The 14,330-nt window shown below is 64.3% G+C and carries 8 protein-coding genes; 5 read left to right on the top strand and 3 right to left on the bottom strand.

Translation table 11 applies throughout. The features are described 5' to 3' along the window. Positions 1-131: 131 nt before the first annotated feature. From prpR to AC07P1_RS14320, 5 genes are all read left to right on the top strand, one after another. Complete coding sequence (gene prpR / locus AC07P1_RS14340; RefSeq protein WP_494696429.1) at positions 132-1,769, top strand: propionate catabolism operon regulatory protein PrpR; 1,638 nt, start codon at positions 132-134, stop codon at positions 1,767-1,769. A gap of 236 nt (positions 1,770-2,005) precedes the next feature. Continuing rightward, positions 2,006-2,887: an alpha/beta fold hydrolase gene (locus tag AC07P1_RS14335; RefSeq protein WP_494696428.1), complete on the top strand. Its 882-nt coding sequence runs from the start codon at positions 2,006-2,008 to the stop codon at positions 2,885-2,887. 7 nt (positions 2,888-2,894) lie between these two features. Next, the gene (locus AC07P1_RS14330) at positions 2,895-3,935 is read left to right on the top strand and encodes a sensor histidine kinase (RefSeq protein WP_494696427.1); all 1,041 of its coding nucleotides are present in this window, start codon (positions 2,895-2,897) and stop codon (positions 3,933-3,935) included. After that, the gene (locus AC07P1_RS14325) at positions 3,935-4,660 is read left to right on the top strand and encodes a LytR/AlgR family response regulator transcription factor (protein WP_494696426.1); all 726 of its coding nucleotides are present in this window, start codon (positions 3,935-3,937) and stop codon (positions 4,658-4,660) included. Before AC07P1_RS14330 ends, AC07P1_RS14325 begins: the two co-directional genes overlap by 1 nt. Positions 4,661-4,799: 139 nt before the next feature. Further along, positions 4,800-4,934: a hypothetical protein gene (locus AC07P1_RS14320; protein WP_494696425.1), complete on the top strand. Its 135-nt coding sequence runs from the start codon at positions 4,800-4,802 to the stop codon at positions 4,932-4,934. A gap of 22 nt (positions 4,935-4,956) precedes the next feature. Here AC07P1_RS14320 and AC07P1_RS14315 read toward each other — a convergent pair whose 3' ends face one another. From AC07P1_RS14315 to AC07P1_RS14305, 3 genes are all read right to left on the bottom strand, one after another. Beyond that, positions 4,957-7,401 (bottom strand): FtsX-like permease family protein, encoded by a 2,445-nt coding sequence (locus AC07P1_RS14315; RefSeq protein WP_494696424.1) that lies wholly within the window; start codon positions 7,399-7,401, stop codon positions 4,957-4,959. Between the two features lie 194 nt (positions 7,402-7,595). Further along, complete coding sequence (locus AC07P1_RS14310) at positions 7,596-10,904, bottom strand: S41 family peptidase (protein WP_494696423.1); 3,309 nt, start codon at positions 10,902-10,904, stop codon at positions 7,596-7,598. 10 nt (positions 10,905-10,914) lie between these two features. Beyond that, the gene (locus AC07P1_RS14305) at positions 10,915-14,235 is read right to left on the bottom strand and encodes a S41 family peptidase (protein ID WP_494696422.1); all 3,321 of its coding nucleotides are present in this window, start codon (positions 14,233-14,235) and stop codon (positions 10,915-10,917) included. Positions 14,236-14,330 lie beyond the last annotated feature (95 nt).

Genomic DNA, 14,330 nt, shown 5'->3' with positions numbered 1-14,330 from the left:
ATGTTATTGCAAGGGGCATGCCACCCGATCCTTTCATATAAATCAAACACTTAGCTTTTTTTAATGTTTCATTTTTGTTTCACCGTGAAACGCCGAAACATATCATGCAACGATTGCGCTACAATTGGATCATGCGACATTCCATGCCCCTGCCCTTCGATCCCGACAATAAACCGGTCATCTGGACCGTCTCGGTGTCGCGCCTGTACGACCTGTTCCGCGACATCACGCTGGAATACGACAACCTCGCCACGATAGAACCGATCAACCTCGGTTTCGACGAAGCGGCGCGCCATATCCGCGAACGCATGGCCACCGAGCGCTGCGACGCCGTTATCGCCGCCGGCTCCAACGCCGCATATCTGAAAGGCCGCCTGTCGGTGCCGGTGGTGATCGCCAAGTTCAGCGGCTTCGACGTGATGCAGGCGCTGGCACGCGCGCGACGCGTATCGGACAAGATAGGGGTCATCACGTATCAGGAGCGTTTGCCGGAGCTGGCGGAATTCGCCGGCACCTTCGGCTTCGATGTCGCGCAGCGCACCTACGCCACCGAGGAAGACGCGCGGGCGCAGATCAACGACCTGAAAGCGGCCGGCATCAAGGCCATCGTCGGCGCAGGCCTGATCACCGACCTGGCCGAGGAAGCGGGACTGACCGGAGTGTTCGTCTACTCCGCCGCCTCGATCCGCCACGCCTTCGACGACGCGCTGGAAATGGCGCGCCTGACGCAGTTGGAATCGCACCGCGCGCGCACGCGCGGCGCGGTGGTGACCGACACCCTGCGCGCCAGGCATGGCCTCAACGATCTGCGCGGCGAATCGGAGGCGATGGAGACGCTGCGGCAGTCCGTCGTGCTGTATGCGAAATCGCCGGCCACGGTACTGATACAAGGCGAAACGGGCACCGGCAAGGAACTGGTGGCGCAAGCGATCCACCGCGAAAGCCCGCGCAGCCTTGGACAGAACCGGCCCTTCGTCGCCGTCAATTGCGGCGCCATCGCCGAATCGCTGCTGGAATCGGAGTTGTTCGGCCACGAGGAAGGCGCGTTCACGGGCGCGCGGCGCGGCGGCCATGCCGGATTGTTCGAAGCGGCCAATCGCGGCACGCTGTTCCTCGATGAAATCGGCGAGATGCCGCTGGCGCTGCAAACCCGCCTGCTGCGCGTGCTGGAGGAACGGGAAGTGGTGCGCGTCGGCGGCACGCGGCCGATTCCGGTCAATGTGCGCATCATCAGCGCCACCCACTGCGACCTGGAACAGCGCGTGCGCGAAGGCCGCTTCCGCGCCGACCTGTTTTACCGGTTGGCGGTGCTGCGGCTGTCGCTGCCGCCACTTCGGGCACGTACGGAAGACGTGATGACGCTGGCCGAGTGGTCCCTGAAGAACGCGCTGGCATCGCTGGGCGCGCGCCCGCATCCGAATTTGCACGCGGAGATGAACGCCTGCGCACCGCTGCTGCGGCGCTACGACTGGCCGGGCAATGTGCGCGAGCTGCGCAACCTGACGGAGCGTTTGGCCCTGTTTCTCGCCGCCGAACCGCTGCAGGCGTTGACGCCGGCGTTTGTTCTCAGCGTGGCGCCGGAATTGGAAACGCCGACGACTCATATCGAACCGGCCGCGCCGATAAAACCGGCACGCGTCGAAAGCGCTACCGAGATACTGGCCCGGTTCGGAGGACGCCGCGACGCCGCCGCCGATTATCTGGGAATCAGCCGCACCACATTGTGGCGCAGATTGCGCACCGAAGCAGACAGCGTTCAATCAAATTAAATCACGCCACTGCAAACGCGGCGCCACGGAATCACGCAGGGCAGATCAGCGCAGCGTAATCGGCCAAGCTCAGCTCCGTCGGCGACTCATGTATGGCCGATTACGGCGTTCCGCCTAATCCGCCCTACGTGGAACGGTGGAACGCGCCACTCATCATGGCCGGCGACCGTTCGTCACTTCATCGCCCCCGTTACCTCGGCGCGCCATTAGGATAGCGGTACAGGAGGAATCAACCCATGAAACGAAGCACGTTCACCCGTCTGCCCACCGCCATCACCCTCATCGCAGGCTTGCTGCTGTCGGCCACCGCCAGCGCCGCGCCCTCCGCCTTTCAGGTAAAAGTCACCGGCACCGGCGCGCCGCTTATCCTGATCCCCGGTCTGGCCTCGTCCGGCGAGGTATGGGACGGCACAGTGGCGCACTACTGCGACGGCGGCAAATACCAATGCCACGTACTGACGCTGGCCGGCTTCGCAGGCGTACCCGCCATCGAAGGGCCACTGCTGCTGGCAGTCGAACAGCAACTGAGCGACTACATCTCCACCCAAAAATTGAAGAAGCCAGTCGTCATCGGCCATAGCCTCGGCGGCTTTCTCGGCCTGAAGCTTGCTGCCGACCACCCAGACCAGGTGGGCCGCCTGATCATCGTCGACTCCCTGCCCGCCCTGGGCGCCACCCAAATGCCGAGCGCCACCAGCGCCCAGCTGAAGGAAATGGGCGAAGGCATGCGTAAACAGATGATGACGCAGGACGCCGCGACGGCCGCCGCCGGCCAACAACAAATGCTGCGCACGATGGTCACCAAACAGGAAGACATCGACCGCGTCGCGGCCTGGGGAAAGCGTTCCGACCGCGTCACCGTCATCAATGCGATGGCCGACCTGATGTCGGATGACCTGCGCCAGGATGTCAGCCGCATCAAGGCGCCCACGCTGGTGCTGGGCAGCTGGATCGCCTACAAGGACTACGGCGTCAAACCGATGTTCGAACAGACGTACAACACCCAGTACCAGCGGCTCGCCGGCGTCAAGGTGGAACTGTCGGACAACGCCCGCCACTTCATCATGTACGACGATCCGGCCTGGATGTATGATCGGATCGACCAATTCCTGAACTAAGTCCCATATGAAGAACGACCGCCCGCTGCTCGCCCGTTTCAACTGGTACTGGCTGTTGCAGCTGGTCGGCTGGAACGCCCTGCCGATCATGATGGTGTCCATGACGCCAACCAGTCCGCGCCCATTGGCCATGCTGGCGGTAGGCTACTGGGGAGCGGTGGCGGGCCTGGTGATCTCCGACATCTGGCACCGGATGCTGAAGCGGCGCATCCGCAATGGCATCCGGATCACCTGGAAAACCATCGCCGTGGCCATCCTGGTACTCGGCACCATCCATACTGGTGTTCAATACGTCGGCTTCCTGATCATCAAACCATTTGGCCCGGTGCGTGGCATCGGTTGGCTTCCCGGCGCGCTGATCTCGTGGTGGACCATCCATCTGGTGTGGAACACCTGCTATATGTCGGTACTGGCGGTGCGCCGCGCCAACCGGTTCGAAGCCGAAGCGTTGCGGCTGGAGATCAGCGCCAAGGATGCCGAACTGCGCGCCTTGCAGGCACAGGTCAATCCGCATTTTTTCTTCAACAGCATGAACAGCGTACGCGCCCTGATCTACGAAGACCAGGACGCGGCAGCGCAAATGGTCGATCAACTGGCAAGCGTGATGCGCTATGCCTTGCAGTCGGGCCAGTACGACACGGTGCCGCTGTCGGCGGAAGTCGAAGCCGTGCAAGCCTATCTGGCGATCGAGAAAATACGCTTCGAGGAACGCATGCAGGTCAGGGTCGACATCGGAGTGGGGCTCGAACAAGTGCGCATCCCGCCGATGGCACTGCAAACACTGGTGGAGAACGCGGTCAAATACGGCGTCGAGGCCAACCCCACCGGCAGCGAGATCAAGATACGCGCCTACCGCGCCGACGACGGCATGATTCGCATCGAGATCGCCAACCTGGGCGCGATACTCCCCTTCGCCAACTCGACCAAGGTCGGCCTGGTCAACACCCGCAAACGACTGGCACTGGTACTGGGTTCCGGCGCCAATCTCGATTTGACGGAACACAGCGGTTGGGTGCGGGCGACAATGACCTTGCCGGAGGCCGCGTGATGCGGGTGCTATTAATCGACGACGAGCGGCTGGCGCGCGCCGAACTGAGGCGCCTTCTGGCGGCGCACCCCGAAGTGGAGATCGTGGGAGAAGCCGTCAACGCGGCGGACGGCGTGCAGCAGATCGCCGCGCTCAAACCCGACCTGGTTTTCCTGGATGTGCAAATGCCCGGGGGCAGCGGCTTCGATATGCTGGCGGCGTTGGAAGAGCCGCCGGAGGTCATCTTCACGACCGCGTTCGACCGGTATGCGCTGCAAGCGTTCGAGGTCAACGCGCTGGATTATCTGCAAAAACCGATCCAGGCGGCGCGCATGGCGGCCGCTTTGCGGCGTTGTGCATCGAGGCTTCGGCGCACGCTGGAATACTCGGCGGCGGCGGGCGCGGTCATGCCCACGGTGGCGAAAAAACTGTTCATCAAGGACGGCGAGCGATGCTGGTTCGTCAGCCTGCAGGACGTGCGGCTGTTCGAGTCGGAGGGCAATTACACGCGCGTGTACTTCGGCCAGCACAAGCCGCTGCTGCCGCGGTCCCTGAACCAGCTCGAAGAGCGGCTCGATCCGCAGCGCTTCTTCCGCGCCAGCCGCCGCCACATCGTCAACCTCGATGACGTCGAGCAGGTGACGCCCAACGACACCGGCGGGCTGGATCTGACATTGCGCGAAGGGTTGCGGATCGAGGTTTCGCGCCGTCGCGCGGCGCAGTTCAAGCTCCTCGCCAGCCTGTAGCAACCAAAGGCCCGGCCCGGGTTCAAATGACAGAGGTCATAGACAACCTGAATATCGAATATCGGAATTTAAAATTACATTTATATCTGGGGAGCGGCTAGACTGCAGTTATCGCAAAAAGCCGTACAAAGGAGTTTATATGATCACCTACCCCGCCCCCCAGCAAGCCATCGCGGCGCCGATGGCCAAGTCCATCGACTGGAAAGCCCTGATCCGCCGCGCGTTCGAGCTGGCAGGCGCGCCATACGCCAACAGCCCATACATGCCAATGTAAGCGGTCGACGGGCATTGCGCACTCACATGCGCAATGCCAGCACCGGCACCATGCGCATCGCGAGCCAGGTATGGCGCGCGATCGCGATCAGCGCGATCGCCCAAGTCAGCGAAAGCGCCAGAAGTAACGTCCAGTAGCCGATCGGCGCATGTTCCACGTAGCCGGCCAGGTAGCGGTTGATCGCCACAGCCGCGATGGGCAGCGCCAGCACGGCGGCCGCCAGCAGCAGCACCCCCACCTCCCGCAACACCAGCAGACCGATGTCGGTGCGGCGCGCCCCGTGCAGCCTGCGCAGCACGATTTCGCGCGCCCGCCGCTGCACCGTGTTGGCAGACAAGACGTAAGTGCCGAAAGCCGCGATCACCAACGCGATGCCCGTGGCCACCGCCAGCAACCGCGCCAGGCGCGCATCCTCTTCATAATTGACGGCCAGGACGTCGGCGGCGCGGTAGGTGCGCGGAATCGCATCGGGAAAATAACTCGGCCAGAGCTCACGCGCTGCGCGTTCGATATCCGCCGGGACACCGGAAGCGCGCAAACTCAGCACCGTCCCGGCGGTCCAAAGGTCATAAGCGACCGCGTTCGGCTTCTCCCGCAATGAACGGAAACGCAGCTCCGGCGCGATGCCGACGATACGCTTCGCCGTCACGACGTTGTCAATACCGGTGAACATCACCGTCTGTCCCACCGCCTCCTCCGCGCTGGCGAAGCCAAGTTCGCGCGCGGCGACGGCGTTCAGCACCACCGGCACCCTGTCGTTCTCGGCGTCCACGCCCTCCTTGAACAGCCGCCCGACCACCGGCGCGATACCGTGCACCTCAAAGAAATTCGCGCTGACCGATTTCATCTCCATTGTCGCGGCCTGTCCGCCGGGGCGCTTGAGCGCCCGAGTCCAGAGGTAGTCGAGCCGCCCAACCGGGTCCTCGGAGATCACCACGCCAGCCACGCCGGGCAACGCCTTCAATGCCGAGAAAAACCGCCGCGCCTTCTCGCTGTCCTTGACGCGCTCCGGCATATCGACGATCACTATCTGCGCGGGATCGAAACCGGGCGACGCGTGCATCGCGTAGTCGGTCTGCCACGCCACGGCGATGGTGACGCTGGCGAAGCCCATGGCGACGGCGACCTGCAACACGGTCAGCGCGCGGCGCCATTGCATGCTGCCCATCGACTCCGTATCCGGCCGCCCTTCGAGCGCCTGTCGCGGCGGCACCCGCAGCGCGATCCAAACGGGATAGGCGGCCGTGGCCAATCCCAACAGCCCGCCGATACCGAAGGCCGCGGCGACGTTTTGCAGCGAGAACAGGCCGTCGAGCTGGCGGTTGACCAGCTGGGAAAAAACCGGCAACGCCAGCCACGCCAACAACAAGGCGAGTACGGTCGCCACCATCGTCACCAGCAGCGATTCGAGCACGAACTGCAGCGCGATGCGTGGCGCGCCGGCGCCCAGCACCTTGCGCATCGCGACTTCGCGCTGACGGCGCAGCACGCGCACCATCGCCAGGTTGACATAGTTGATCCCGGCCAGCAGCAGGATCAGTACCGCCATCAGCGCCAGGCCGGCGGTGGCGACGGGGCTGGCCCGGTCGCCGGGCAGCGCGATAAAGCTGTTCCTTACCGTATGGTCGAAGTAGGCGTCGCGCAGCGGCGACATCGACAATTCGATCGGCTTGCGCTTGCCGAGCCGTTCGCGCACCTCCGGCGGCCATTGATTCATGCTGGGCGCGACGTCCACCGCGTGCTGCAAACGGCTGACGATACCCGGCACCGGGGTACCCGGCTTCACTCGCAGCAGCATCTTGGTCATCCAGCCGCTTTCGCCGGTCAGCATCTCGTGCCGTATGACTTTTTCCACCACACCCGCGTGGACGCCGAACAGCACCTCGAACGGAATCGTCGTATTGGCCGGCGGCGCCGGCACGATGGCGCCGACCTGCATGGTCGCGCCTTCGGACAGCATGGTCCGTCCCAACGCGTTGCGCGTGCCGAACAGGCGCAGCGCCGCCGTTTCGGTGATGACAAACAGGTCGGGCCGCTCCAGGGCCTGCGCCAGATCGCCCTGCACCGCCCGCAGGCCCAGCATCGACGGAAAACCGGGCAGCACGATCAGGCCGCGCACCGTCATCAGGTTGCGGCCGACGCGCACCGTCAGCGGCGTGATTTCCGGGCGCGCCGGAATGTAGCTGGTGGCGTCGACGACGCCGGGGATCTTGAGCGCCGTCTCGCGCAGGAACATCGGCGCAAGATCGAATAGCGGCGACGATTGTTCGACATTGAAGTGATGTTTGACGACGTAGACCTGATCCGCATCGGGCAAATGCGTGTCGTACTCCATCGAGTAGCGCACGTAGCCAAGCAGCAGCAGGCAGGCGGCCAGGCCCACGCCGAGACCCAGCACGGAGGCCAGGGTGTACGCCGGCTCCTGGATCAGGGTGCGCCAACCGATGCGCAAGTCGTGTAGCTTCATTGGGTAAGTCCGTGGATGGAGGATAAGGGGATATTGCAACTACCATGCCACGGCTTTTTACCCCCTTCCACGCTCGGAACCGACGATCTTTGTTCGGAAGTGAACGGGGTCGCTGTTCATTTCCGAACACTTTGCTAGGCCGGCGACGGCGCATGCATGGCGGATTACGCTTCGCTAATCCGCCCTACGTGGATCTACTTCGACTTCACCGGAAAAGCAGGACGTGGCGGCCGCACCGGTGGATTCTTCGCCAGCTCCGCCTTGATGACCTCAATCGCCTTCTCTAGCTGCGGATCGCGCCCGGCGATGACGTCCGCCGGCGTTTGATCGACCTCGATATCCGGCGCCACGCCCTCGTTCTCCACGCCCCAGCCGCCCTCGCGGGTCCAGAAGGCCAGGTTGGGCGCGGTGATCGTGCCACCATCGAGCAGCACCGGGAAGCCAAGCACCCCAACCAATCCACCCCAGGTGCGCTTGCCGATCAGCGGCCCCATTTGGTTTTTACGGAACATCCACGGCAGCAGGTCACCGCCCGAGCCGGCCGTCTCGTCGATCAGCATCGCGCGCGGCCCCTGGATCGAGGCGGACGGCGTCTTCATGTCGGCGCCGTAACGCATGGTCCACCAGGCGATTTCCTTCTTCTGCAAAATCTCCAGGTAGTAGTCGGCCACGCTGCCACCGCCATTGAAGCGTTCATCGATGATGACGGCGTCCTTGTCGGCCTGCGGGAAGAAGTAGCGCTTGAAGTAGGTATGACCCAAACCTGCGGTGTTCGGCACGTACACATAAGCTACCTTGCCGCCGGTGGCCGCGTTGACCTTGCGGATATTCCCCTCGATCCAATCGCGGTTGCGCAGCGCGTCCTCGGTCGGCACCGGCACCACGGTGATGGTGCGCGACTTGCTGCCGTCCGCGTTCGGACCGACGGTGATATCGATCGCCTTGTTGGCGGTGTTTTCGAAGGCGCTGTAAAGATTGGTCGGCACCACCAACTGACGGCCATCGACGGCCAGCAGATACTCGCCTGCCTTGACGTTCAGGCCCGGCTCCGTCAACGGTGCGCGCAGCGCCGGATTCCAGTTCAAGCCGCCGTAGACTTTCTTGAAGCGGTAACGGCCATCGCTGATCTCGTAATCCGCGCCCAGCAATCCGCCCGGCACCGCTTTGCTGTCGGTGAAGAAGTCGCCCCCACCGCCCCGATGATGGCCCACACCCAGCTCGCTGCACAGCCACTGGATCAGGCGATTCAGATCGGCGCGGGACGACAGCTCCGGCAGGAATTGCGCGTACTTCTCGCGCATTTTGTTCCAGTTCGCGCCATGCATGCCGGGATCGTAGAAGAAGTCGCGGTTGATGCGCCACGCTTCGTTGAATATCTGCGTCCACTCGGCGCGCGGCTCGGCGCGCACTTCGATGGCCTCGACCTTGATCTTTCCCTCGCCCGGCGTCAGCGTCTTGGCGCTGGCGCTGCCCATGGCCCAGGCTTCCTTGAGGCGGTAGACGATCTTCTTGCCATCGGAAGACACCTCGAATTCATCCGCCTCGGCCAGCAGCGTTTCGGCCTTGCGGTCCTTCAGGTCGAAGCGCTGGATGGCCTTCTTGCCGTCGCTCTCGCGCAGGAAGAATATCTGGCCGTCCTGCCCCGCCTCCAGATCCGACAGCGACGCCGCCGGTATCGGCAAATCGACGATGCGCGTTTCGATGCCGTCGAAATCGATAGCCATCGGCGCGACCGGCGCCACGGTGACTTTCGGATCGTCGCGTCCCGTCTTCGGATCGATCTTCGGCGTCTCCGGCTTGGCCGGTTCCTTTTTCTCCGACACCGGTGGCGTGACCGGGGCTGCTTTTTCCTCGTCGCTTTCCTTGATCAGCGGCGACGGCAGGTCGCGCCGCAACACCGCCATCCAGACGGTGCGCGTGACGCGGTTATCCTCGTTCTGCTGCGAGAACCAGTTGTTGCTGGGCCCCGCGTTGGTGGAGGCGAAGAAGTAGAGGTACTTGCCGCTCTTGTCGAACACCGGATTGACCACGTCCGACAATCCGTCCGTCACCGGCCACGATTTTTTCTGCTCCAGCGAATAGATATAGGCGCTGCGCGTGTAGGTCATCGAATTGAGCGCGTACGCGATCCAGCGCGAATCCGGCGCCCACGCCGCGCGCAGGGTCTTGTTCACGCCGTACAGCGGCTCGGACGCGATCTTGTTGATCGCCCCGGAAGCGACATCCATCACGTACAAGGTCCACGAGTTGTCGGTGTAGGCGATTTTTTTACTGTCCGGCGACCACACCGGATTGTCGTAGAAGCCGGAACCGGTCAGCTTGAACTTGCGCGGCTCTCCCTTGCCGTCCTGCGCGCGGATATGCAGCGCGTACTCGCCCGATTCGTCGGAGAAGTAGGCCACCGAGCGGCCATCCGGCGACCAGGCGGGCGAGCGCTCGTTGGCGGCGGTGGTCTGCGTCAGGTTGCGCACATCGCCCTTGTCGGCGGGGATGGTAACGATCTCGCCACGGAATTCATACGCCACCCGCGCGCCGGACGGCGACACCGAAAAATTGCGGATGTACTTGGCGCCGTTGACCCAGCGCGGACGCGACATCCCCAGGTCGCTACTGACGCCGATGGTCAGCTTGCGCGCCTGGCCGCTGCCCAGGTCCAGCGCGTGCAGATAGCCGGCCTGCTCGTAGACGATGCCGTTGCCCGACGCCGAAGCGTTCAGCACCGGGAAGTCGGTGTGCTTCGTCAACGCGCGCACGGCCTTGGACTTCACGTCATAAGCATACAAATTGAATTCGCCGTCGCGGTCCGAGCGGAAGTAAACGGTGTCGCCGATCCACACTGGATCGACGTCGTTCGAATGCGTGGCCGGCTGCGGTATCTTGACCACCGATTTGTCGCCCCGGTTGAACAGCCACAGGATCGAGTTGGTACCGCCCCGATAGTGCTTCCATTGCAGGAAGGCCGGCGAGAACGGGTTATAGACAATGCTCTTGCCATCGGGCGACCAGGCGGCGCGCGCGGCGTTCGGAACTTCCAGCTGCGTCTCCACGCCGCCCGTCACCGGCACGGTGAACAGTTTGCGATAACGATTGTTGAAGGCCGCGCGCGGCGATGTGAACATCACCGATTTTCCATCGGGCGCGAAGCCCTGCACCACGTCGGCGCCCGGATGATACGTCAGCCGCTTCGGCACTCCGCCCTCGATCGGCAGCAGATAGACATCGGTGTTGCCGTCGACCTGCGCGCTGTAGGCGATCAACTTGCCATCCGGCGAAAACTGCGGGTTCGATTTTTCACCCGGGTCGGACGTCAGACGGCGCGGCGCGCCGCCATCCGGGTTGGCCAGCCACACGTCGCCGGCGTAGATAAACGCCAGATGGGTGGCCGACAACGCCGGTTCGGTCAGCATGCGGGTATCGCTGGTGCTGGGCAGTGCCTGCGCGGTTTGGCCAATTGTAATGACCGCACCGGCGACGGCAATCGATAACAGGCGCTTCATATGCATCAAGGTCTCCTTATTTCAACGCGGGGATCACCTGCGGTTGATATGGTTTGATCGGACTGTCCTTCAACTTCTTATCCAGCAGTTCCAACGCCACTTCCAGCTGACGGTCCTGGCCCATGAAGGTCGCATGCGGCAGATTGTCCACTTCCACGTCGGGCGTCACGCCCACGCCTTCGATCAACCAATGGCCGTCGGCGGTGTTGAACTGCCCGTTCTCGGCCACGCGCGCCATGCCGTTGTCGCTCAAGCGGTTGCTGTCGCTCAGCCAGACGCCGGCGCCGGCCGTGCGCTTGCCGACCAGCGGCGCGAGACCCAACGCCTTGACGCCTGCCGCGAAGGTCTCGCCGTCCGAATAGGTCAGTTCATCGACCAGCACCACCAGATGGCCACGGAAGGTGTTCTGCATGTTCGGCGCCGGCTGCGCGCCCGGCGCGGCCCAGAAGGCCCAGGCCTTGCGCAACAGCTTTTCGATGATCCAGCTGTCGATGTTGCCGCCGTTGTTGCGGCGCACGTCGATGATCAAACCTTCGCGGTTGACGTTGGCGTAGAAGTCGCGCGCGAACGAAGCGATGTCGCGCGGCCCCATGGCGCGCAGGTGCAGGTAGCCGATGCGTCCTTTCGATGCCCCTTCCACCTGGCGCGCGCGGCTCTGTTCCCAATCGCTGTAGCGCAGGCCGGCCTGCTTGGTCATATTCACCGGCATCACGATCACCGGACCGGTGCCGCCGGCCTTGCGTTTGATCTGCAGCAGCACCTGCCGGTCGGCCTGGTTCAGCAGCAGGTCGGCGATGTCGCGCGACTCCAGCACCGACTTGCCGTTGACGGCGGTGATGATATCGCCCTCCTTCACGTTGACGTCGGCCTGCGCCAGCGGTCCGCGCTCGGACGGCAGTTCCGGCTCGCTGCGGTAGATGTGGTCGACGCGGTAGCCTTCGGCGGTACGCGTCAGCAGCGCGCCCAGGCCGGACGGCACGCCCTCGGGAGAGGAGCGGCGGATGTCGCCGGGAGCGATCTGCGAGTGCAGCGCGCCCACCTCGCTGATCATCATGCCCAGGATGTCGTTCAACTCCGCGCGGTCGGTCACGCGCTCGACCAGCGGCGTGTATTTATCGCGCACGGCGGTCCAGTTCACGCCACGCATCTTGGCGTCGTACAGGAAGTCGCGGTGCATGCGCCAGGCGTCGTTGAACATCTGCTTCCATTCCAGGCGCGGATTGGAGGTGAAGCTCCAGTCGTCGACCTTGACCTTGGCCTTGGAGGTGTCGGTCGGCGCCTTGGCGGCCGCTTCGACGATGATCATGTCGCCCGGACCACCGCTGAAGGTGCGGTAGTAGATGTGCTTCTTGTCGGCGGCCAGGTCGAATTCGCGCACGCCGGCGGCGAAGGTTTCCGGTTGCGGGCCGTTGGAGGCGATCGCAAGCGTTTTCAGGTTCGCCTTGCCGTCGCTGGACTCCACGTCCAGGAAGTACAGGCGCTTGTCGTCCATGTTCAGGCCGCGGTAGTTACCGGGCGCCAGCGGCACTTCGTACAAACGGTCCTGCAAGCCGGCGAAGACGATCTCCGGCAGCGACTTGTCCGCCTTCTTGACCGGCAGCGCCGTTTTGGCAGTGGCTTTCTCCACCGCCTTCTCCGCCGCTTTCTCGGCCGCCTGCTCGACCGCCTTGTCGGCCGTGCCCTCGGCCACCTTCTCGCCCGGCTTGCCCAGTTCATCGTCCGGTTTGAACGGGAAGCGGTTGCCCGGCTGGAGCGCCAGCGCGTAGGCGCCGGTGCGCTTGTCGAACACCGGCCCCATATTGCGGTCGCCCCACGGCGAACCGTTCGCAAGCTGGAAGTTGCGGGCCGAGAGGAAGTACAGCCATTTTCCGTCCGGCGAAAACACCGGCGAGCGCGAGGTGTAACGGTCGCTGGTGACGAAGGCCAGCTGCTTCGACGCCAGGTTGTACAAGCCGATTTGCTCGCGCTGTTCGGTGGTCGCGGCGCGCACCAGGGCCAGGTTCTTGCTGTCGGCCGACCACAGGATTTCGTCGTGCTTGTCGACACCGGCCTTGCCCGCGTCGTCGATGACGATGTTCGATTTGGTGGCCAGGTCCAGCAGCCAGAAACGGCCCTTCTTGTCGGTGTGGCCCAGCCAGCGGCCGTCCGGCGATGGGTACAGCTGCCAGCGGTGGCTGATGCCGTCGCGGGTCAACTGCTCGCCGGGGCCGGAACCGTCGGCGGCGAACTTCCAGATCTCGTTTTCGCCGGTGGTGTCGACGATCGCGTAGACCCACTTGTCGTCGGGGCTGAACACCGCCTCGCGCGCCCGCGCGCCTTCCGGCACCGCGATCTCCACGCGGCGCTGCGCGCCGGTGCCGGCCAGGCTAACGCGCCCGCGCGCCGTCAGCACCAGGCGCTCGGACTTGGCCGACAGCTGCACATTGGTCAATTGATCCAGCGGTGAGCGGATCTGGCGCGCGCGCTGCTGGTCGAAGTCGGACACCAGGCCGATCGACAGCTGGCGCTCGGCCGACGCGGCCAGGTCGAACACGCGCAGGTCGGCGCCCAGTTGATACACGATGCGGCCGTCGCCGAGCGCCGCGTTGCGCACATCCCAGTCGGTGTGCCTGGTGAGCTGGCGAGGATCGCCGCCGTCGGGGGCCATCGACCACAGGTTGTCGGAGCCGCCACGGTCGCTGATGAAATACACGCGGCCCTGCCACCACATCGGGCGCTTGTTGTTGCCGGCGTCGCTGGCGAGCAGCGGCACGGCTTCGGCGCCGGCGCCCGCGTTCAAATCGTAGCGCCACAGCTGCGCGTGGGCGCCGCCGCGATAGTTCTTGACGTTGTCGTTGGTCAGGGCCAGGCCGTAGCGCGTGAAGTACAGCGTCTTGCCGGCGTCGTCGAGCACCGCGTCGTTGGCGTCGGCGACGGCGAACACGCGGCGCTGCAAGGTCGATGGCTGCACGGCGGCGACGATGCGGTGCGCCGACGGCCCCTTCGAATCCTGGGTGCTGACCAGCACCTCGCCCTGCGCCGTCCAGCCCAGCACCGTCACCGCGCCGTTCTCGAACGTCAGCCGCTTCGGCAGGCCGCCGGCGACCGGCATGACATAGGCTTCCTGCGCGCCCTCGTACGAGGCGGAGAAGGCGATCCATTTGCCGTCGTACGAGATGGCGGCATTGGTCTCGGCGGCGGGGTGCGTGGTCAGGCGCTGGGCCTGGCCGCCCTGGGCGCCGGTGCGCCACAAATCGCCTTCGGCGGTGAAGACGACGGCGTCGCCACGGATGGCGGGGAAGCGGTAGTAGGATTCGGCGGCGGCGGCCGCCTGCCCGGCCAACAGGCCGGCGGACATCAGTATCAGAGCAAGGGGGCGGAGGCGGAACGGGGACATGGACAGGCTTTGCAAGTTGTCGATAGGAACGACGATTCTGTCATATCTTGTCCGCT

The sequence above is a fragment of the Duganella sp. GW821-FHT07F09 genome (assembly GCF_059418705.1).
Note: the sequence above shows the minus strand (reverse complement) of the source record. Positions and strands in the feature narration are given on the sequence as shown.